This is a genomic window from Bifidobacterium platyrrhinorum (assembly GCF_010667645.1).
Taxonomy (GTDB): domain Bacteria; phylum Actinomycetota; class Actinomycetes; order Actinomycetales; family Bifidobacteriaceae; genus Bifidobacterium; species Bifidobacterium platyrrhinorum.
On sequence record NZ_WHZV01000001.1, the window covers coordinates 78,606 to 99,648 of the forward strand.

Genomic DNA, 21,043 nt, shown 5'->3' on the forward strand with positions numbered 1-21,043 from the left:
CCCCCCCCCCCCCCCCCCCCCCCCCCCCCCCCGATTCGTTGAAGATCTATGCTACGCCGTAAGGCGGAAGGCTCACTTGTTGGTGACGGCCTTCTTCAGCAGGGAGCCGGCGGAGATGCGCACGCCGTAGGTGGCGGGGATCTCGATGGTCTCGCCGGTGCGCGGGTTGCGGCCGGTGCGGGCGGCGCGCTTGACGCGCTCGGCGGAGAACAGGCCGGTGAGCTTCAGGCCTTCGCCGGACTGCATGGCCTCGACGAACACATCCTGGAAGGCGTTGACGGCGGCCTCGGCCTGGGCCTTGGTCAGGTTGGACTTCTGGGCGATCTTCGAAACGAGATCAGACTTGTTGTATGCCATGAACAGCATCCTTCTTTGTCCGGGGACCGGCAACTTGGCCGCCGGTCCGTTTATTTCATCAATGATGATAGCGCATGATTGGGCCAAATACGGCATTTTCCAACGATTTCACGTGTCTCCGACGGCATTTTCGCCATGCCTGACCACATGGGTCCGCGATCGGTGAGACAGATATGGATGTTTCGCGTGGAATTGGCCGTTTTGCGCGGAATTCCAAGGATTTCGCGGTCAAATATGCGCTTTTGCCGGCGGGGCCACGACGGCCCTCCCCCGTTCGGTCCGGCATCGGCCCGTGGAACGTCCCGGACCGGGTGCCCCACGGGCCGGGACGTTCCACGGATCAGACCAGGTTGCGCCGGTCCAGCCACTTCATGGCCAACGCGCCCAGCGGGATGCGCAGCCAGTAGAAGACCACGCGGTGCAGCAGCGTGGCGGACAGCGCCACGCCCTGGGGCACGCCCACCGCCGCGAACGACACGGTGAGCGCCGCCTCCACGCCGCCCAGGCCGCCCGGCGTGGGCACGGCCGAACCGAGCGCGTAGGCGAGCATGAACACGAAGGTCGTCTCGATGGGGTTCGTGTTCACGCCGAACGCGAGCAGGGCCGCCCAGAACGCGAGCCCCGTGGTGACGTTCTGCAGCAGCGCGCCCGCCACGCTCACGGCGAGCTGCGTGGGCTGGCCGAGCACGTCGAGCAACTGGCTGAGATACCGTTTCGCGACCGGCACCACCCGCTGCATGGCCACGTGCCGCACCGGCGGGATCATCATCGCGACTGAGAACACGACGACCACGATGCCGAACACGATGGCCAGCGTGTTCGTCGGAATCATGCCGGAGAACGTGTTGCGGCCGGTGAACAGGCCGATGACGACGACGATCACCGCATACGTGGCGTAGTAGACGACCAGCGCGGCGCTCATGATCGCGGTCGCGGCCGTGTTGCGGTACCCGGACTTGCGCAGGAACTGGAGGTTCACGAACGAGGGGCCGACGCCGGCCGGCATGGACACGGTGGCGAACCCGCCGGCCACCTGGCTGGCGAACACGCCGGCAGCATCCCTCCGGCCGCGGTCCATGAGCGCGCCGAGCGACAGCGACGAGCCGATCCAGCCGCACAGGCCGAACGCGAGGCACACGAGCGCCATGACCGGATTGGCGTTGCGCACCGCGGCGATGATCTCGTCGGGCCGCATCTGCGTGAACACGACGACCGCTGCGACGATGAGCAGCAGCATCGTGATCATCGAACGCAGCGAGAACCGCGCCAGCGGCACCGGTTCCACGGCGACGTCCGCGGCGCCGGCGTCCTCCGCGGACGCGGCCGACGGTTCCGCATCGTCGTCGCGGCGTGGCGCGACGGCATCCCGCAACGCCTTCAGCGTGGACTTGTCCCACGACTCCAGCGCACGCGTGGGCGCCGGCACCGCGATCCGCTGGATGAACGGCGCGATCGCGGCGAGCGTCTCCCCGTCCCATGCGTCACGGGCCGCCGCCACCGCCTCGTCCACGCCGATCAGCGCGGCGAACAGCGCCAGCAGCTGCACCTTGTCCAAGGCGACGTTCGCAAGCGAGGACGCATCGTCGCCGTTCTGCCATCCGGCGATCACCGGCGTGCCGTCCTCGAAGCGCGACAGGACGTCGGGCGTGATGCGCCGGTGCGTGTAGCCGCGCCGGTTGGCGACGGCGAGATAGCGCATGTAGTCGACCGCGTCCGCGCGCGTGAGCGTGTTGAGGTTCGCCGGCAGTTCGATGGTGTGCGCGTTGAGCACAAGGATCGCGGACTCCTCGGTGTCGGCGATCGCGTAGGGCACGGGCGCCGGCAGCTTCACGTTGTGCAGTCCGAGCAGCATCGACAGGTGATGCTGGACCGCGTCGCGCGCCGAACGGTCGCGGCGCATCGCCACGCCGGAGAACCGCAGCCAGTTCCACAGCTGCCGCAGATACCCGGCGGTGTGGGTCTGCGCGTCCAGCACGGACACGACGTACCGCCCGCCGTCCTCGGTGTCCAGATCGTAGATGCGCGAGCCTTCGACCAGGTCGTCGTCGAGGGTGACGTGCAGCGCGCGCACGCCCGGCAGCGGGTCGTCGCGCCGGACCAGCGACGACGGGACCAATCCGACGCCGCGCAACGCCGCGACCAGGTCCTCGCCCCACACGCCCTTGTTTTGCGTGCCGACGGCGAAGCGGATGAGCATGCCGACCGTGCGTCCGCAGGCGAACGAGACGAGCATGCCGGTCACCGAATGCCATGAGAGCACCACCATGAGCGCGCCGGCGCCGTACAGGATGTTCCAGCCCCATTTGACGCCCGAACGCGTGCGTCGCGGGCCGGCCGTGGTGAGGAACGAGGCCATGCCCGCGTACATGTTCGGCAACAGGCCCGACCCGGACGCGGTGGCCGCGGAGACGAGCGACAGGGCGAGCGTCCTGTCCGCCAGGCCGGTGATGACGGTCGAGGCCAGCCACACCGTGCCGTAGCCGGCGAACATCGCCAGCGCGGAGACGGCAGCCTGCAGCCATTCGCGGCTGAACAGCAGCTGGCACAGGACCATGACCACGATGACCAGCGTGGCGAACTGCTGCAGCACGGTGGAGGGGATGCCCGCCAGCCAGTCGATGGCCCGGGCGGCCGTGTGCGCGTCCGATTCGACGCCGCGGGTCATGCCGCCCAGGTATACGGCGAACACCATGACGACGGCCGCCAGTCCGAGGGACATGGCGGCACGTGTCAGGTCACCGAAATCGTGTGTGCGCCGGGGCGCCACATCGTCGATGTGCACGGACATCGGTGGATACGACTCCTTGTGGAATCAGCGGTCGAAGGCGACGAGCTCCGACGCCACGCCCGTGTACGTGGCGGGGGTGAGCGCCTTGAGACGGGCCGCGGTCTCCGGGTCGAAGGACTGCTGGTCGATGAACGCCTCGACCTGCGCCTGGTCGATCGTATGGCCGCGCATGAGCTCCTTGACCTTCTCGTACGGCTTCTCCATGCCCGGCAGGCCGCGCAGCTCGCAGGCGCGCATCGCGGTCTGGATGGGCTCGCCGAGCACCTCCCAGTTCTCGTCGAGCTCGCGCGTGATGACGTGCTGGTTCGGGTGGATGGACTTCAGGCCGCCCATGAGGTTGTACAGGGCGAGCTGCGAGTAGCCGAGCGCCGAGCCGATGTTGCGCTGGGTGGTCGAATCGGTCAGGTCGCGCTGCCAGCGGGACTCCACCAGCGTGGCGGACAGCGTGTCGAGCAGCGAGCAGGAGAGCTCGAAGTTGGCCTCCGCGTTCTCGAAGCGGATCGGGTTGACCTTGTGCGGCATCGTGGAGGAGCCGGTGGCGCCCTTGACCGGCACCTGGGCGAACACGCCGCGCGAGATGTACATCCACACGTCCACGCACAGGTTGTGCATGATGCGGTTCGCGTGGGAGATGGTCGAGTAGAGCTCCGCCTGCCAGTCGTGGGATTCGATCTGCGTGGTCAGCGGGTTCCAGGTCAGGCCCATGCGGTTCTCGACGAACTCGCGGGAGACGGCGATCCAGTCGACGTCCGGGCAGGCGGCCAGATGCGCGCCGAACGTGCCGGTGGCGCCGTTGATCTTGCCCAGGTACTCCTGGTTCTCGATGTGCTTGAGCTGGCGGTTCAGACGGTAGACGTAGACGGCGAGCTCCTTGCCGAGCGTGGTCGGCGTGGCCGGCTGGCCGTGCGTGAGGGACAGCAGGGCGAGGTCCTTGTGCTCCTCGGCCTTGGCGGCGAGGTGGTCGATGATCTCCCTGAACGCCGGGGTCCAGACGTGCTCGACGGCGTTCTTCACGCAGCGGGCGATCGACAGGTTGTTGATGTCCTCGGAGGTGCAGGCGAAGTGGACGAGCGTCTTGAGACGGTCGTTGATGTGCGCGGAGCCGGCCGGGGCCTTGGCGAACTGGTCGTCGATGTAGTATTCGACGGCCTTCACGTCGTGGTGGGTGACGGCCTCGTGCGCGGCGTGCTGCTTGATGCCCTCGGCGCCGAAGTCCTCGGGGATGGACCTGAGGAACGCCTTCTCCTCCTCGGTGAACGGCTCGACGCCGTCGATGACCGGCCGGTTGCCGTTGCCCTCGAAGCCGTTGGCCAGGAGGATCATCCACTCCACCTCGACGCGCATGCGCTCGCGGTTGAGGGCCGGCTCGCTCAGGTATTCCACGAGCGGGGCGGTGGCGTTGTGGTAGCGGCCGTCGAGCGGCGTCAGTGCGATTGCGGGGGAAATATCGGTAAGCTTCATAACTCTTTAGGGTACTTGCAGCCGTGAACCGGTGAAACGCCGCCGATTTGTGCCATTGTGTGCGGTTTTCCTGTGCGATGTTGTGCTATTTGGCGGGTGGTTCGGGGGAGTCGTTCCCCGATTCGGCCCTTGGCCGTCCGCGCATGTTTACATGCCCGTTCCCCGTGACCGTATACTGGCGTGCGGCGTTCCCGCCCGGACCGCGCAGGTCAAGGAACGCCGACGCCGGGCGTCGTCGCGCCGCGGGCGCCATCGTCATCGCACCGTGCGCGGTCTTGGGAACCATCGAAGGGATCGTGGGAACAGCATGTCCGCCATCATCGATCGTCAGTCATCGCAATCATCATCGCAACCGTCGAACTTTGCCGCTCCGCAGGCCGCGCACGACGGGACGCGCCTCAAGTGGCGGCCGCTCGACATCGCCGTCGGCGCCACCCTGGGCGTCGCCTGCGGCGTGATCTTCTGGGGCTTCAACTTCGCGTACATGCCGATCTCGTCGTTCCTCGGCGCCGTGCTGCCGGGCCTGGCGAGCGTGACGCACGCCATGTGGTACTTCTCCGGCACGCTCGCCCTGCTCGTCCTGCGCAAGCCCGGCGCCGCCATGTACGTGAACGTGGTCGGCACGCTCGTCGAGACGGTGATCGGCAGCCAATACGGCATCGGGTTCGTGATCGTCTCCGCGCTGCTGCAGGGGGCGTTCGCCGAAATCCCGTTCCTCGTGACCCGGTACCGCGTGTTCAACCTGCCGGTGTCCATCGCCTCCGGCGCGATGGTCGCGCTCGAATACGGCTTCTACCTGCTGTTCTTCCGCTACCAGGGCGTGGCGCTCGCCAGCCCGCGCGGCATCGTGCACATGATTTCGGAGGTGGCCGGCGGCGTGGTCCTCAGCGGCGTCATGCCCTGGTTCCTCATGCTCGCCCTCGCCTCCACCGGCGTGCTCGACCGTCTCGCCTCCGGCCGCGCCCTGCTGCGCGTCCGCCCGCGGGCCTGACGCGTACTCTTCGGCTCCTTCTGCCGGGCCGCATACACAAGCGGCGGACCTCCTTTTCCGGAGATCCGCCGCTTCGTCATGTTCGCATGGATGACGTGGTTCAGATGCCGAGCGTCTCCTCGGCCACGGACCGCACCGAGTCGCCGACCAGCTCGGCCGTGTCCGACTTGGCCTGTTCGATGCGGCCGAAGAACGCGTCCGCCTCCTCGTAGGTCAGCGGGTGGCCCGTCTCCTTGGCGATCGCCATGACCTCGTCGATGGTTTGCGCCGCCGCGAGCTTCTCGTCCAGTTCCCGTTCGCTGATGCCAGTCATAGTCGGCTCCTTCACATGTCTCCCCGGCCGCGTCATCGGCGCCGTGCCGGCGGAATCGGGAACCCCGCCCTCGGGATTCCCCGGCTGGTTCCCGTTCTAGTCGTTTCCCGCGCCGGTGGGTAGCGGGTCCTCGCCGGCGTTTCCCCGGGTGGCGGGCGTGCTATGCCGTACCGCAGGACGGTCCGTGACGGCGGGCTGTAGCCGGAAAGGGGATTCCATGGACGACGGGGAGCGACGGTGGATAGGCGACACGTTGGAACGGCTCTCCCATTCGGCGTTCCGCGCGAAATTCACGCTCTCGGACAAGGACCGCGCCTACGCGCGCGCCAAGGGCAAGGCGGTCATCGACCGGCATGCGCGCGAGATGCTGCGCTCGCGCGTCGGCGACGCCACGCCGAACAACGACGGGCGGCAGACGCCATGGCGGGGCCATCCCGTGTTCACCGCGCAGCATGCCACCGCCACCTGCTGCCGCGGCTGCATCGAGAAATGGCACCGCATCCCCAAAGGGCGCGAACTCACCGACGCGGAGGTCGACCGGCTCGCCGACCTCGTCATGGCGTGGATCGAACGCGATCTCGTGAACCACCCGGTGCGTCCCAGGTGACATGGCCGCCTGTGTGGTGACCCCGGCCGGGCTCGAACCGGCGACCTACAGATTAGAAGTCAGTTGCTCTATCCAGCTGAGCTACGGGGCCAAACCCGACATATTGTAATGGCGGGACGGTGCGCGCGCAACATGGTGGCGCGATGCGGCGGCGTTCCGGCCGGACTCGGCGGCGTCCTCCGACGCCCGGCGGGGTGTGTGCCGGCCGGCCTGCGATCCGCGGGGCCCCGGATCGTCATGCACATATGATCATGCGACTTTGTTGTACAGGTGGTGGACAGGTTCATTGCCGCGTGGTACATTGCGAGGTATGACAGAGCAGTCGATCGGCAAAAGGAAACTGGCGTCCCAGCAGGTGGCGGACACCATCGCGCGGCGCATCGAACTCGGCGAGTTCCGCGACGGGGACCGTCTGGCCTCGGAATCCGACCTCGCCCGCGAATTCGGGGTGGCCCGGGGCACCATGCGCAGCGCGCTGGAGATCCTCAAAGGGCAGAACCTCGTCACCACCAAACCCGGCGTGGGCAGCTTCGTGTCCTACCACGGGCATGCGATGGAAAGCGTGCAGGGCTGGACGCGCGCGACCGCGCAGGCCGGTTCCCCCACCACCACGGAGCTCATCGAGACCGAGCGGATCGCGGCGCCCGACGAGCTGCGGCGGGCCTACGGCATGCAGGGCGACGTGCACCGCATCGTGCGCCGCCGCATGAGCGGCGCGGCGCCCGTCTCGCTGGAGATCTCCTACCTGCCGTGCAACGAGATCCTCGACCTGATCATGGAACGGGGCCTGCTCGGCGGGTCGATCTCCACCACGATGAAGGCGGCCGGCATGACGCCCTGCGGCGGCGTCCAGGATGCGACCGTCGCGTGCGTGCCCGCGCAGTACCGGTCATACCTTGATGTCGACGAGAGGGAGATGTTCCTCGAGGTGCGCCGCATCAGCTACGGCGAGGACGGGGAGCCGGTCGAATACGTGCTGTCGTACCTCAATCCGAGGCATTTCTCCCTGCATGTCGAATTCGGTGACAGGCCCGAAAGGGGGTAGTGGGCCGTTGCGGGGCGTGTTCCCGGCAGGGCTCCGTGGTCTGTAAAAAAAAGACATGCCGTACTAGACAGGTACTGTACAAGTTCATAAAACCGTGGTATGGTTGACCGCGTCAACACCGTGGTTGCCGCCACGCAAGGAAGCAAGGAAACATAGGAGAAAGCGACATGGAAACACTGTCCCGCGCGATCGGAGCGCTGACCGGACTGTCCCTGGGCGACGCGCTGGGCATGCCCACGCAGAGCATGTCCGCCGAACGGATCGCCGAGGAATACGGCGGAGGCATCACCGGGCTGGTCGACGCGACCGCCGCGCAGCCCATCGCGCCGAACATGAAGGCCGGGTCGGTCACCGACGACACCGAACAGGCCCTGCTCGTCGCGCGCCTCATCATCGAGGGCGAAGGCCACATCGACCCGATGCGCCTCGCCCACGACCTGCTCGACTGGGAGGACGACATGCGCGCCCGCGGCTCGCTCGACCTGCTGGGCCCCTCCACCAAGCTCGCGCTCGAACAGGTGCGCGCCGGCGCCGACATCTCCACGACCGGCCGTACCGGCACGACGAACGGCGCCGCCATGCGCGTCACCCCCGTCGGCATCGCCCACCGCGCCGGCGAGGCCGGCTTCGCCGACTACGTCTGGGAATCCTGCCGTGTGACGCACAACACCGTCAACGGCTTCCAGGGAGCCGCGCTCGTCGCCGCCGCCGTCAGCCACGGCATCGACGGAAGCGCCCCCCGCGAGGCCCTGGACAAGGCCATCGACGACGTGGCCGCCCTCGACGCCCCCGGCGCATGGAGCGCGAAGGCCAACGTGCTGGCGCGCACCCGCATCGCCATGTCGCTGGCCGACGAGCCGGACGACGCCGTGTTCCTGCGCCGCCTGCGCGAGGAGAACGGCACATCGGTCGAATCCAACGAATCCGTGGCCGCCGCGTTCGCCCTCGCCCGCCGCTACGCCGACGAGCCGGTCAAGGCGCTGTACGCGGCCGCGTCCATCGGCGGCGACACCGACACCATGGCCGCCATGGCCGGCGGCATGCTCGGCGCGGCCTGCGGCCCCGACGCCTTCCCCGCCGACCAGGTCGCCAAGGTGCGCGACGTCTCCCACCTCGATCTCGAACCCATCGCGTCTCGTCTCGTCGCCCTGCGCGGCTGACTCGTCCCGCAAAACCGGCAAAACCAACCACCCCCCCACTCAACGAGGAGAACCAACCATGTCAGACAACACCAACGCGAAGGCGGGAACGATCCTGTCGAAGGTGGAGCAACGCGGCATCGAACCGGTGCCGGCCGACCAGCGCAACGGCACCCCGGGACAGCTGTTCTGGGTGTGGTTCGCCGCCAACATCTCCATCCTGGGCATCCCGCTCGGCGCCACGCTCATCTCCCTCGGGCTCAACCTGTGGCAGGCCGTCCTCGCCGCCGCCATCGGCTCGTTCGGCTCGTTCGCGCTCGTCGGCCTCATCTCCGTGGCCGGACGCCGCGGCGGCGCGCCGAGCCTCACCCTGTCGCGTTCCATCTTCGGCGTGCGCGGCAACGCCGGCCCCACCCTGGTCGCCCTGCTCAGCCGCCTCGGCTGGGAGACCGTGAACACCATCACCGGCGCGTTCGCCCTGCTGTCCCTGATCTCCATCTGCTTCGGCACCTCCTCCGAGTACAAGGCCGTGCCCGCGCTCACCATCGGATGCATCCTCGTGTTCGTGTTCCTCACCGTGTGCATCTCCGCCACCGGCCACTCGTTCATCCTCACCGTGCAGAAGTGGGCCACCTGGATCTTCGGCGCGCTCACCCTCCTCGTCGCCGTCTACCTCGCCACCACCGTCGACTGGGGAAGCTTCATCGGCGCCAAGCCCGGCTCCATGAGCGCCCTCGTCATCGGCGTCGGCACCATCGCCGCCGGCACCGGCATCGGCTGGGTGAACTCCGGCGCCGACATGGCCCGCTACCAGAAGACATCCGTCTCCGCCGGCTCGCTCGTCCTCACCGCCGCCGCCGGCGCAGGCATCCCGCTGGTCATCGTCATCGGCCTCGGCTCCGCGCTCACCGCCGGCGACGCCTCGATCGCGGCCGCCGCCGACCCGATCGCCGCCGTGCGCGGCGCCCTGCCCGTGTGGGTGTCCGTCCCGTACCTCGTCGCCGCCTTCGCCGGACTGCTCATGTCGAACAACCTGTCCGTCTACTCGGCCGGCCTGACCACCATCACCCTCGGCATCCGCATCCCGCGCTACGCGGCCGTCGTCGTCGACGTGGTCGTCACCACCACCGGCGCCACCTACTTCATGCTCGGCTCCGACAACTTCTACGGCCCGTTCGTCACGTTCATCTCGCTGCTCGCCGTGCCGCTGAGCGCCTGGACCGGCGTGTTCCTCACCGACATGATCCGCCGGCGCCGCTACGACCCCGAGGCCCTGCTCGACCTGAGCGCCAAGTCCCGCTACTACTACTGGCACGGCGTCCGCCCCAGCGCGTTCGTCGCATGGCTCGCCGCGCTCGTCATCGGCTACCTGTTCTACGTGGCCCGCGTCTCCGCGGACGTGGTGTGGTTCTCCGGCCCGTTCGCCGACACCGTCATCGGCCGCAACGGCCTCGCATGGCTCGTCGCCCTGCTCGTCGGAGGTGTCCTGTACGCCGCGTTCGGCGGCCTGAGGATCGACGAGGCCGACACCGTCGAGGAGACGGCCGCCGGCGAGAACGGCAAGGAGGACTGACGATGGGCGCCACCCGCGAACCGAAGGTCCTGCACCTCGCCCAGGTCGTCGTCGACCTGACCATGCGCGTCGACCACCTGCCCGAACGCGGCGGCGACATCTTCGCCACCGAAAACGGCATCAGCGCCGGCGGCGGATACAACGTGCTCTACGCGGTGCGCCGCCTCGGCGCGCCCGCCGCCTACATGGGCGGCATCGGCACCGGGCCGATGGCCGACGTGGCGCGCAAGGCGCTCGCCGACATCGACGTCCCCGCCGAGGGCGCGACCCTGACCGACGTGGACACCGGCTACAGCGTGGCCATGACCGAACCGGACGGCGAACGCACGTTCGTCTCCACCCGCGGCGCCGAGACGATGGTGCCGGTCGACTCCTACGAGAGGATCGACCTGGTCGACGGCGACGTCGTGTACCTGTGCGGCTATTCATTCTCGCACACGTCGAACCGCGAGGCCATCATGCGCTTCGCGCGCCGCAACGCCGGCTGGGGCGGCACCGTCGTGTTCGACGTGTCCCCGATGGTCGAAACCATCCCCGACGAATGCCTCGAGACGGTCGGCCTTCTGCACCCGCTGTGGTCGATGAACGAGCGCGAGGGCGCGATCCTCACCGCGCGCTTCGGCCTCGAACCGGAATCCGGTTCCGCGGATGGCGGCATGACCGACCGCGACCGGTGCGCCGCGCTCGCCCGCCGGTTCGACTCGCCCGTCGTGCTGCGCGTCGGCGCGGACGGCGCCTGGTACGGCACGCCCGACGGCTCCGTCGAGCACGTGCCGCCCTACCGGGTGAGCGTCGTGGACACGAACGGCGCCGGCGACGCCCATGCGGGCGCCCTGTGCGCGGCGCTGTTCCTCGGGCGCCCGATGCGCGAGGCGCTCAGGCTGGCCAACTGCGCCGGTGCGCTGTCCACCACGCATCGCGGCCCCGCCACCTGCCCGCCGCTCGACGAGCTGGAGGCCGCCGCGGCCACGCTGTAACCGTGGGGTGCATGAATCTCATCGCATACGCATGATGGGGCCGACCGGTCGTTCCGGTCGGCCCCATCATGCGTATATGCGCAAAGGGCGCGGCGCCCCATGTGGAGACGGGTTGCGGAGCTACTCGCCGAGCGCCTCGTGAATGCGCCGCACGACCGCCTCCACGGTCAGCCCGTAGCGTTCGTCGAGATCGGCGAGCGGCACGCGGTCGGTGAACTCCTTGTCCGCGCCGACGTTGATGACGCGCATGCCGCCGTCCGCGCCCGCGGTGCGCCGGTTCGCGTAGTATGCGGTCACCTTCTCGCCCCAGCCGCCTTCCAGCTGGCCGTCCTCCAACGTGACGACGAGGCGGTGCCCGTCGCGCAACGATTCGAGCGCGGCCGTATCCAGCGTGGTGCACTGACGAGGATCGATGAGGGTCGCGTCGATGGGGGAGCGGCCGTCGGCCGCCGCGGACAGCGCCTTGACCACCCGTTCGCCCAACGGATGCGTGTTGCCGAGCGCGATGACCGCCACGCCGGATCCCGCCCGATCGGTGCGGTACGACAGCATGCCGGCGGGATCCCAGGCCGGGCGCACACCGGCGCCCTCCGACCCGCGCAGCACCTCCTCGGGGGACAGTTCGCGCCTCAGCGCGCGCTCCCTGTCCAGGATCGACTGGCCGGGCACGCGGATCACCACCGGGCCGTCGGACCGTCCGGGCGTGCCTGCCGGGGCCGTGGACCAGGCCAGGGCGTCGAGATAGTCGCGCGTCGAGGTGGGCGCGAGCATCGTCACCCCCGGGATGTTCGCGAACATCGCGACGTCGTACGCGCCGGAATGCGTGTTGTCCGAACCGGACAGGCCGCCGAGGAAATCGAGCACCGTGACGTGCGAACGGTTGAGGCTCATCTCCTGGAAGAACTGGTCGTAGGCGCGCTGGAAGAACGAGGCCGTCGTCGCCACCACCGGCGTGCCGCCCGCGCGGGCGATGCCGGAGGCGAACGCCACCGCGTGCGATTCGGTGATGCCGCAATCCACATAATGCGATCCGGCGCGTTCGCGGAATTCATGCGTGATGCCGTTCGAGCCCGGGGTGGCGGGCGAGACGACCACGAGCCCGGGCTCATGGGGGAAGCGGCGTTCCAGGGCCGCCATCGCCAGCTTGCCGTAATGCTTGCGCGGATCGTCCGGACGGCCCAGCGCCCTGTCGGGCGTCTGCCAGTGCGACGCCTCGCACTGGCCCTCGTGCGGCACGGCGTCCGGCAGGTCGCAATGGTCCGACTTCCACGGTTCGGCGTGCGAGACGTTGCCGGTGGCGGCGACGCCGGTATCGGTCGGGGGGACGGCGACGCCGGCATGGTCCGTGGCGCCGCCGCGCGACGCGCCCGGCGCGAATCCGGCGCCCTTGAGCGTATGGATGTGCACGACGACCGGATGGCCGATCCCCTTGACCTCCTCGAACGCCGCCACCAGCGCGTCCACGTCGTTGCCCTGCGCCACGTAACGGTAGTCGAGGCCGAACGCGTTGAACAGGTTCGGCTGGGCGGTGCCGTTCGAGGCGCGCAGCCTCGCCAGCGGGCCGTACATGCCGCCGAAGTCGCCGGCGATCGACATCTCGTTGTCGTTGAGCACGATGATGAGGTTGTCGCCCTGCTCGGCCGCGTTGTTCAACCCCTCGAACGCGACACCGGAGCTCAGCGACCCGTCGCCGATCACGGCGATCACATCGCCGATGCCCGCGTCGTCGGCGCCGCCGGAAGCGGCCAGCGCCATGTCGCGCGTCTTCGCCAGCCCGCAGGCGAGCGAGATCGACGTACCGGTGTGGCCGAGCGTGAACTGGTCGTGTTCGCTTTCCGCGGGGTTCGTGAACCCGGTCACCTCGTCGAAACGCGCCGGGTCGAGGTACGCTCCGGCGCGGCCGGTGAGCATCTTGTGCACATAGCTTTGGTGCGACACGTCGAACACGATGCGGTCGTGCGGCGAATCGAACACGCGGTGCAGGGCGACGGTGGCCTCCACCATGCCGAGATTCGAACCGATGTGGCCGCCGTGCGCATGGCCGTATTCCAGCAGCGTGGCGCGGATGTCGCGGCACAGGTCGTGCAGCCGGGCCCGGGAGAGCGCCTTGACGTCGGCCGGCCCCGAAATCCGTTCCAACATGCCATTCGCCATACGCGCATTCCCCTTCCCTGTGTTTCCTCTGCCGACGCAAGCCTAGACGCACCGGTGCCCCCGTCCGCGGCGCCTCGCGGCAATGCCCCCAACATCTCCGTAAATCCGAGGGGGCGTCCTTCCGGTCCCGGTACGCCGTGCCGTGCCGCGGCGCGTCGCCCTCCCGCACGGGCCGCGCGTGGGAGAATGAGGACGACACGACGCCGTATCCACCGATAGCGAAAGGAACGCCGATGAAGGCCGTATACGCTTCCCGCGTCAACAACGCCGACCCGCTCGCCGCACTCGCCGTGGGCGACCTGCCCGCGCCGGAGCCGAAGCCGTTGTGGTCCACCGTCACCGTCAGGGCCGCGACCGTCAACCACCACGACATCTGGAGCCTTCGCGGCGTCGGGCTGCGCGCCGAACAGACGCCGATGATCCTCGGCACCGACGCCGCCGGCGTCCTCGACGAGGACGTGCCCGGACGCGGCGGCCCCAAGGCCGGGGACGAGGTCGTGCTCTACACGTTCGTCGGCACCGACGGCGCCGGCGTGGCCCCCGGCGAGCGGCGCACCATCCTGTCCGAGAAATACCCGGGCACGATGGCCGAGAAGACCCAGGTGCCGGCCGCGAACGTGTTCGCCAAACCCGCGAACCTCGACTTCGCCGAGGCGGCGGCGCTCGGCACCAGCTGGCTCACCGCCTACTCGCTCGTGTTCCGCGCCGCCGATGCCAAGCCCGGCGACACGATCCTCGTGCAGGGCGCGGGCGGCGGCGTGTCCACCGCCGCGATCCGGCTCGCGCACGCCGCCGGACTGGAGGTGTTCGTCACGTCGCGTTCGGCGGACAGGCGAGAACGCGCGCTGGCGCTCGGCGCCGACGCCGCGTTCGAAACGGGCGCGCGCCTGCCGCGCAAGGTCGACGCCGTCATCGAATCGGTGGGGGCCGCCACCTGGTCGCACTCCGTGAAATCCGTGCGTCCCGGCGGCGTGATCGCCGTGTGCGGCGCGACCACCGGCGACCAGCCGGGCGCCGAACTCACGCGCGTGTTCTTCCAGGACATCCGCGTGCAGGGCAACACGATGGGCTCGCGCGAGGACTTCGCCCGACTGCTGCGCTTCGTCGAGCACACCGACCTGCATCCCGTGATCGACTCGACGTACGCGGGACTCGACGCCGCGCCGGAGGCGTTCCGCCGCGTGCTCGGCGGCGACATGTTCGGCAAGGTCGCCATCACCGTGTGAGCGCCGGCCGCAGCGGGGTGGGCGGGGGAGTACAGTGAGACCGTATTCTCAATAACGCGGAGGTAATGATAATGACGGACAGCAAGCCCGAAGTGGCCGTCGTCATGGGATCGTCCAGTGACTGGGAGACCATGAAGCGCGCCTGCGACATCCTCGACCAGTTCGGTGTGGCCTATCACAAGCAGGTGATCTCGGCCCACCGCACCCCGGAGCTCATGGCCGACTTCGCGCACAACGCGCGCGCCAACGGCCTCAAGGTCATCATCGCCGGCGCGGGCGGCGCCGCCCACCTGCCCGGCATGATCGCCGCGCAGACCACGCTGCCCGTCATCGGCGTGCCCGTGCGCTCCCACGCCCTGTCCGGCTGGGATTCGCTGCTCTCCATCGTGCAGATGCCCGGCGGCATCCCCGTCGCCACCACCGCCGTCGGCAACTCCGGCGCCACCAACGCCGGCCTGCTCGCCGTGCAGATGCTGTCCGCGTTCGAGCCGGAACTGGCGGACAAGCTCAAGGACTACCGCGATTCGCTCAAGGAGAAGGTGGCCGAATCCAATGCCCAGCTTGTTTGAGGAAACCCACGGCGCCACGCAGATGCTGCAGCCGGGCGCGACCATCGGCATCATCGGCGGCGGCCAGCTCGGCCGCATGATGGCCCTGAGCGCCAAGTACATGGGCTTCCGCATCGGCGTGCTCGACCCCACCCCCGACTGCCCGACCGCGCAGGTGGCCGACTTCCAGGTCGTCGGCGAATACGACGACAAGACCGCCATCCACGATCTGGCGGAGAAGTCCGACGTGCTCACCTACGAGTTCGAGAACGTGGACGCCGACTCCATCGACGAGGTGCGCCACCTGGTCGCCGCCCCGCAGGGCACCGACCTGCTGCGCGTCACCCAGGACCGCATCAACGAGAAGACGTTCATCAACAGGCACGGCATCGAGACCGCCCCGTGGCGCGAGGTCAACGACTTCGACGAGCTCGAGGCCGCCATCGACGAACTCCGCTACCCGTGCGTGCTCAAGACCCGTTCCGGCGGCTACGACGGCCACGGCCAGCACGTGCTGAGGAACGACATGGACCTCGAGAAGATCCGCGCCCGCGGCGACCGCGGCGGCGGTTTCCCCCCGTCCATCCTCGAGGGCTTCGTCGACTTCGCGTTCGAGGCGTCGATCCTCGTGTCCGGCAACGGCAAGGACTACGTCACGTTCCCGATCGTGCGCAACGACCACCGCAACAACATCCTGCACATGACGATCGCCCCCGCCGAGGTCGACCCCTCGATCGCGCGGACCGCGCACGAGATGGCGCTCGCGCTCGCCAAGGGCTTCGAACTGGCCGGCACGCTCGCCATCGAGCTGTTCGTCACCAAGGACGGCCGCGTGATCGTCAATGAGCTCGCGCCGCGCCCGCACAACTCCGGCCACTACACCATCGAGGCGTGCTCCATCGACCAGTTCGACGCGCACATCCGCGGCATCGCCGGCTGGCCGCTCATCCAGCCGAAGCTGCTCAGCCCCGCCGTCATGGTCAACGTGCTCGGCCAGCACGTGCTGCCCACGCGCGCGCAGATCGCCACGCACCCCGAATGGAACGTGCACGACTACGGCAAGGCGCAGCTGCGCCACAACCGCAAGATGGGCCACATCACCGTGCTCACCGACGACACCGCGCGCACCGTCGACGAACTCGAGGCGACCGGCTGCTGGGACGACCTCAAGGCCTACGCGCGCCCGTTCGTGCAGCCCGCCGGCGCCGCCTCCGCCAAGGAGGAGTGACCGTCCGGCATGGTTGAACACATCGAACGCCAGACCAGGCAGAAGGACGCGATCCATGCGGCGCTCGCCGGCTGCGACGAGTTCATCTCCGCCCAGGACCTGCACCGGCGCATGCAGGACGAGGGGTCGCGCATCGGACTGGCCACCGTGTACCGGCAGCTCAACGCGCTCGCCGACTCCGGCGCCGCCGACACGATCAGGCTCGACGGCCAGCAGCTGTTCCGTCTGTGCGGTGACGACGCGCACCATCATCATCTGGTGTGCAAGCGTTGCGGGCGCACGGTGGAGATCGAGCCGCCGGACGAGGCGTGGCTGCGTGGCGTGGCCGCCAGGCACGGGTTCACCGTCGAGAGCCATACGCTCGAGGTCTTCGGGCTGTGCCCGGAATGCCAGGAGGGAAGGACCGTCTGAGCGGGGCGTGGGGGGCCGGCATCATCGGATCATGGATTTCCGATGATGCCGGCCCCTCGCCGTTTTTGTGGGTTTTCGCATGGTGCTGCGGCGTGGTTGTACTCCCCGCCGTTTTCCTGGCTTCTTTGCATGGTGTTGTGGCATGGCCGTGCCCCTCGACGGACAATCGACGGTTCCCGATGCCGAGGGGCGTGGAATCCTGTCCCTCGGCGGGAATCCGCTTTCATTCCGCGTCGAGGGGCACAAGGCCGTGTCCCTCGACGGGAATTGGTCCTCACTTTGCGTCGGGGGACATGTGCCCGCAATTGTGATCGTTGGAAAATGGCGGTTTTCGATACGCCCGTTCTCGTCCGTGGCGTGGGGTCGTGCCCTTCGACGGGAATTCCTCCTCGTTTTGCGTCGAGGGGCATGGATTTCGCGTCCCCATGCGCTGCGTTGCGCGTGCCGCGGCCGCGCGGCTGCATCCGGCATGATGCCGCGGCCGCGCGGCGTGGAATGTGCATGTGCACATGCAGTACGTGCGAGTACATCCCATCGGGCGGTTGGCTGCGTCCGAATCCAGGCCGGTGGGGGCATTCGATTCCAAGGGCGACCGAAGATGACATAGCCCTGCGAAGAGCGAGGGGCATTCGCTTCCGGGGGGGGGGGACGATTTGCCATGGCGATTCCGTCCTGTGACACGCCGATTCATTGCTAATGATAATAGTTCTCAATATGTGTTATGGTGTGGTCTGTCATCAGGAAGCGGCCGGGAGGCGGCCGCGTAGAGAGGAAACATCCATCATGTCCATTCCGAACACCATCAAGGCATCCGTCATGCGCGGGCTGGCCGCCGTGGCCGCGATCGCGGCGATCGGCTCCGTCGCCGCATGCGGCTCCGGCGAGGCCGCCGACGGTTCGTCCGCGGGAAAGGTCGAGGTCGTCGCCTCCATCAACCAGTGGGGCTCCGTCGCCCGCGACCTCGGCGGCGACCACGTCGACGTCACCGCGATCATGACCAAGACCAATGTGGAGGCGCACGACTACGAGCCCACCGCGCAGGACGTCGCGAAGATCGGCGCCGCGAAGGTCGCCGTCGTCAACGGCGCCGACTACGACCCGTGGGCGTCCAAGGCCGCCGGATCCGCCAAGGCCACGCTGGTCGACGCCGCCGAGACGGGCGGGATCAAGGAAGGCGACAACCCGCACGTGTGGTTCTCGGCCAAGGTGCGTTCGGCCGCCGCCGACGCGATCACCAAGGCCTACCAGCAGGCCGATCCGGCCCACAAGGACGATTACGCCAAGCTCAACAAGGACTGGCACGCCAAGGAGGACCGGCTCGAGTCCAAGATCGGGGACGTCTCCGCCAAGACCAAGGGACTGCCGTACGCCGCCACCGAATCCGTGGCCTGGTACCTCGCCGACGATCTCGGGATGACGGACGCCACGCCGAAGGGATACAAGCAGGCCTCCGCCAACGAAAGCGAGCCGACCGCGGCCGACATCAACGCGTTCCGGAACGCGCTCGAGGACGGCGAATCCATCGACATGCTCGTCCTCAACACGCAGGAGGAGAACTCCACCACCAAGCAGATCATCTCCGCCGCCAAGGAGGGGGACGTGCCGACCGTCGAACTCACCGAGCAGATGCCGTCGCAGTACGACGATCTGCTCGACTGGATGGACGCTCTCGTCGACGATTTCGCGAACGCCGCCGCCAAGTAGGTGACGTCCGGAGCCGCCATCGCCGGGCGCGGCCCGGAATCCCTTGGGGTCGGGGTGCCCGCACGGGAATAAGGGTGTCTCGGGAACGGTCCGAGGCACCCTTTGCGTTAGGGTGATTGGTTAGGGAATCGTGTGGGATTCGTCCCTTCCATGGTTTCCCCAAGGTTAACGAAAGACAATATGCCTCTGGACGACAGGTGAACCGTGTCGCGGGAGGCGTCGGCGCGTGGGCCGGGGCCGGACACGGCTCCGGTGTCCGTCATACCGTGCCGCGGCACGGACGGATATGGGCAACCGAGACAACCGAGCGTATGGGTGAAGCAGACAGTATGAAGCAGGAATCGCACGGCAGGGACGAACGCGGCGTCGAACGGGACGCCCGAGCGACTGGCGCATCGGCCGGGGCGGCCGCCAAGGATGCGGGGACTCCGGATGGCGAGGACCGCGCGCGCGGTCGTATCTCGCCCATCCGTCCCAGGCCGTTCCCCGGCTGGCTGTACGGCGTGCTGTTCGTCCTGTTCGACATCGCCGCCGTCGCGATCCTCGAGGTCGGGGTGAGCCTCGGCGCCTCCTCGCGCGTCACCCTGTCCAGCCCGGAGGTCGGCTGGGACTTCGTCGGCAAGATGTTCAACGTCCGCGAACCCAACTTCGTGTTCCTGCTCAACGTCCTGCTCGTCGGCGTGCTCTATCTCGCGCTGCTCATGGTCTTCAACCGGTTCTGGATCGCCACGCCGGTACTGATCGCCGCGGCGATCGTCGTCGCCGTCATCGAGCATTTCAAGATCTCGATCCGCTACGAGGCCGTGCTGCCCTCCGACCTCAACTTCCTCAAGGCCGATGCGGGCAATCTCATGGGCTTCATGCCCGCCGGCGCCCATTGGGTGATCCTCGCGGCCATCGCCGTGTTCGCCGTGTTCGTCGCCGTGTTCGTGGCCCTCGACCGTCTCGACGCCCGTCGCGGCCGGCTGTTCCGCGGCTCCGACCGCCAGACCCGGTCGGCGGACGCGGTCGCCCGCCTGTTGCTCGTGCTCGTGCCCGGCCTGTTCTTCGGCCTGTACGCGATGCAGGTGAGCACCGTCGGCAGCTGGGCGAAGGGCCTCGCCACCGTGATGGGCGACAAGCCGTCCATGTGGGATTCCGTCTACGACGCGCAGCGCAACGGCCCGCTCGTCGCGTTCATGCGACAGGTCAACCCCAAGGTGATGGACAAGCCGTCCGACTATTCCGAGGAGACGATGAAGCAGGTCGTCGCCCGTTACGAGAAGGCGGCCAAGGACATCAACGCCTCGCGCAAATCCAGCCTGACCGACTCCACCGTCATCTACGTGCTGTCCGAATCCTTCTCCGACACCTCGCGCGTGCCGGGGCTGAAGACCAACAAGGATTCGATGCCCCGCATCCGCCAGATCAAGGAGCACACCACCTCCGGCCTCATGCTGTCCTCCGGGTACGGCGGCGGCACCGCGAACCTCGAATACATGGGCCTGACCGGCCTGTCCATGGCGAACTTCGATTCGTCGCTGACCAGCCCGTACCAGCAGCTCGTGCCCGGCGAGCATTGGACGCCCACCATCAACCAGATGTGGGGCGCCTCCAAGAACTCCATCGGCCTGCACCCGTACGAATCGTCCATGTACTCGCGCGCCACCAACTACAAGAAGTTCGGGTTCTCCCACTTCTACACGCTCACCGGGCCGGACGTCATCTCCCATCAGGACAGGATCGACGACAGCCGCTACGTCTCCGACGCCGCCACCTACCTCAGCACCCTGGAGGAGGTCGAGAAGTCCGATTCCAACCAGTTCCTGCAGGTCATCACCATGCAGAACCACATGCCCTACCACGGGTGGTACAAGAACAACGACTTCACCGCCGAATCCACCACCGGCACGCCGCTCGGCAAGGACGAGCAGGAGTCCATCGAGACCTATCAGAAGGGGCAGGCGATCACCGACGAGGCCACCGCCGACTTCCTCGACAAGCTCGACGCGATCGACAAGCCGATCACCGTCGTCTTCTACGGCGACCATCTGCCCGGCATCTATTCGTCCGCCAGCGAGGACGACGACAATTCGCTCGCCCTCCACCTGACCGATTACTTCATCTGGTCGAACAAGGCGTCCTCGTCGCAGGGCGAGAAGATCGACGGCGCCGCCTATTCGTCGCCGAACTTCTTCGTCGCGCAGGCCGCCGAGCACATGGACGCCAAGGTGTCGCCCTATCTCGCGTTCCTCACGCTCATGCACGAGAAGGTGGCCGCGATGGAGCCGCCGGTCGTCAACAAGATCCAGGGCTGGGACCGCATCCCCGAGGGCCAGGCGATCTACCTCGATTCCAAGGGCGACCCGATGGCCGAAAGCGACTTCGACCAGGAGACGAAGCAGCTGCTCGAGGACTACAAGCTCATCCAGTACGACATCACCGACGGCAAGAACTACCTCAAGGACACCGGTTTCATGACATTGCCGTAAAGCGGACGGCCCGGTGGGCCGTCCGTAGGCAATGTCGCGCGCTGACAGGC

17 protein-coding genes and 1 tRNA gene are annotated in these 21,043 nt (G+C 68.1%); 12 read left to right on the top strand and 6 right to left on the bottom strand.

The annotated features are described in order from the left end of the window. Positions 1 to 72 precede the first annotated feature (72 nt). The 3 genes from GFD21_RS00325 to purB form a co-directional block, all read right to left on the bottom strand. Positions 73 to 357: an HU family DNA-binding protein gene (locus GFD21_RS00325; RefSeq protein ID WP_055426949.1), complete on the bottom strand. Its 285-nt coding sequence runs from the start codon at positions 355 to 357 to the stop codon at positions 73 to 75. Positions 358 to 697: 340 nt separating this feature from the next. Continuing rightward, positions 698 to 3,145 carry a lysylphosphatidylglycerol synthase transmembrane domain-containing protein gene (locus GFD21_RS00330; RefSeq protein WP_163195943.1) on the bottom strand — a complete coding sequence of 816 codons (2,448 nt, stop codon included), beginning with the start codon at positions 3,143 to 3,145 and terminating at the stop codon, positions 698 to 700. A 24-nt stretch (positions 3,146 to 3,169) separates the two neighbouring features. Then, complete coding sequence (gene purB, locus GFD21_RS00335; protein WP_163195944.1) at positions 3,170 to 4,606, bottom strand: adenylosuccinate lyase; 1,437 nt, start codon at positions 4,604 to 4,606, stop codon at positions 3,170 to 3,172. Between the two features lie 307 nt (positions 4,607 to 4,913). On the opposite strand from purB, the gene GFD21_RS00340 reads away from it, so the two are divergent. Continuing rightward, entirely contained in the window at positions 4,914 to 5,597 is a 684-nt protein-coding gene (locus GFD21_RS00340; protein ID WP_163195945.1) for an ECF transporter S component, read from the top strand. A gap of 100 nt (positions 5,598 to 5,697) precedes the next feature. On the opposite strand, the gene GFD21_RS00345 is transcribed toward GFD21_RS00340, so the two are convergent. Beyond that, on the bottom strand, positions 5,698 to 5,910 hold the full coding sequence (locus tag GFD21_RS00345) for a Nif11 family protein (RefSeq protein WP_163195946.1): 213 nt from the start codon (positions 5,908 to 5,910) through the stop codon (positions 5,698 to 5,700). 217 nt (positions 5,911 to 6,127) lie between these two features. Between GFD21_RS00345 and GFD21_RS00350 the strand changes: the two genes are divergently transcribed. Next, positions 6,128 to 6,517 (top strand): DUF4186 domain-containing protein, encoded by a 390-nt coding sequence (locus GFD21_RS00350; protein ID WP_163195947.1) that lies wholly within the window; start codon positions 6,128 to 6,130, stop codon positions 6,515 to 6,517. A 14-nt stretch (positions 6,518 to 6,531) separates the two neighbouring features. On the opposite strand, the gene GFD21_RS00355 is transcribed toward GFD21_RS00350, so the two are convergent. Then, positions 6,532 to 6,608: transfer RNA gene (locus GFD21_RS00355), tRNA-Arg, on the bottom strand. Between the two features lie 219 nt (positions 6,609 to 6,827). Here GFD21_RS00355 and GFD21_RS00360 point away from each other — a divergent pair. The 4 genes from GFD21_RS00360 (at position 6,828) to GFD21_RS00375 (ending at position 11,251) form a co-directional block, all read left to right on the top strand. Then, positions 6,828 to 7,562, top strand: coding sequence for a GntR family transcriptional regulator (locus GFD21_RS00360; RefSeq protein ID WP_163195948.1), 735 nt, complete (start codon positions 6,828 to 6,830; stop codon positions 7,560 to 7,562). A 167-nt stretch (positions 7,563 to 7,729) separates the two neighbouring features. After that, complete coding sequence (locus GFD21_RS00365) at positions 7,730 to 8,722, top strand: ADP-ribosylglycohydrolase family protein (RefSeq protein WP_163195949.1); 993 nt, start codon at positions 7,730 to 7,732, stop codon at positions 8,720 to 8,722. A gap of 58 nt (positions 8,723 to 8,780) precedes the next feature. Further along, positions 8,781 to 10,274 (top strand): purine-cytosine permease family protein, encoded by a 1,494-nt coding sequence (locus tag GFD21_RS00370; RefSeq protein WP_163195950.1) that lies wholly within the window; start codon positions 8,781 to 8,783, stop codon positions 10,272 to 10,274. A gap of 2 nt (positions 10,275 to 10,276) precedes the next feature. Then, on the top strand, positions 10,277 to 11,251 hold the full coding sequence (locus tag GFD21_RS00375) for a PfkB family carbohydrate kinase (protein WP_163195951.1): 975 nt from the start codon (positions 10,277 to 10,279) through the stop codon (positions 11,249 to 11,251). A gap of 120 nt (positions 11,252 to 11,371) precedes the next feature. Here GFD21_RS00375 and GFD21_RS00380 read toward each other — a convergent pair whose 3' ends face one another. Beyond that, complete coding sequence (locus GFD21_RS00380) at positions 11,372 to 13,393, bottom strand: 1-deoxy-D-xylulose-5-phosphate synthase (protein ID WP_263862620.1); 2,022 nt, start codon at positions 13,391 to 13,393, stop codon at positions 11,372 to 11,374. A gap of 245 nt (positions 13,394 to 13,638) precedes the next feature. Here GFD21_RS00380 and GFD21_RS00385 point away from each other — a divergent pair, with 245 nt between their 5' ends. The 6 genes from GFD21_RS00385 to GFD21_RS00410 all read left to right on the top strand — a co-directional run bounded on the left by GFD21_RS00385 (position 13,639) and on the right by GFD21_RS00410 (position 20,993). Beyond that, complete coding sequence (locus GFD21_RS00385) at positions 13,639 to 14,631, top strand: zinc-binding dehydrogenase (RefSeq protein WP_163195953.1); 993 nt, start codon at positions 13,639 to 13,641, stop codon at positions 14,629 to 14,631. A gap of 71 nt (positions 14,632 to 14,702) precedes the next feature. Next, positions 14,703 to 15,200 carry a 5-(carboxyamino)imidazole ribonucleotide mutase gene (gene purE / locus GFD21_RS00390; RefSeq protein WP_163195954.1) on the top strand — a complete coding sequence of 166 codons (498 nt, stop codon included), beginning with the start codon at positions 14,703 to 14,705 and terminating at the stop codon, positions 15,198 to 15,200. Beyond that, positions 15,184 to 16,407, top strand: coding sequence for a 5-(carboxyamino)imidazole ribonucleotide synthase (purK, locus tag GFD21_RS00395; RefSeq protein WP_163195955.1), 1,224 nt, complete (start codon positions 15,184 to 15,186; stop codon positions 16,405 to 16,407). The genes purE and purK overlap by 17 nt, the downstream gene beginning before the upstream one ends. A 9-nt stretch (positions 16,408 to 16,416) precedes the next feature. Beyond that, the gene (locus GFD21_RS00400) at positions 16,417 to 16,818 is read left to right on the top strand and encodes a Fur family transcriptional regulator (RefSeq protein WP_163195956.1); all 402 of its coding nucleotides are present in this window, start codon (positions 16,417 to 16,419) and stop codon (positions 16,816 to 16,818) included. A gap of 783 nt (positions 16,819 to 17,601) precedes the next feature. After that, entirely contained in the window at positions 17,602 to 18,522 is a 921-nt protein-coding gene (locus tag GFD21_RS00405; protein ID WP_163195957.1) for a metal ABC transporter solute-binding protein, Zn/Mn family, read from the top strand. Positions 18,523 to 18,851: 329 nt separating this feature from the next. Next, complete coding sequence (locus tag GFD21_RS00410) at positions 18,852 to 20,993, top strand: LTA synthase family protein (RefSeq protein ID WP_163195958.1); 2,142 nt, start codon at positions 18,852 to 18,854, stop codon at positions 20,991 to 20,993. Positions 20,994 to 21,043 lie beyond the last annotated feature (50 nt).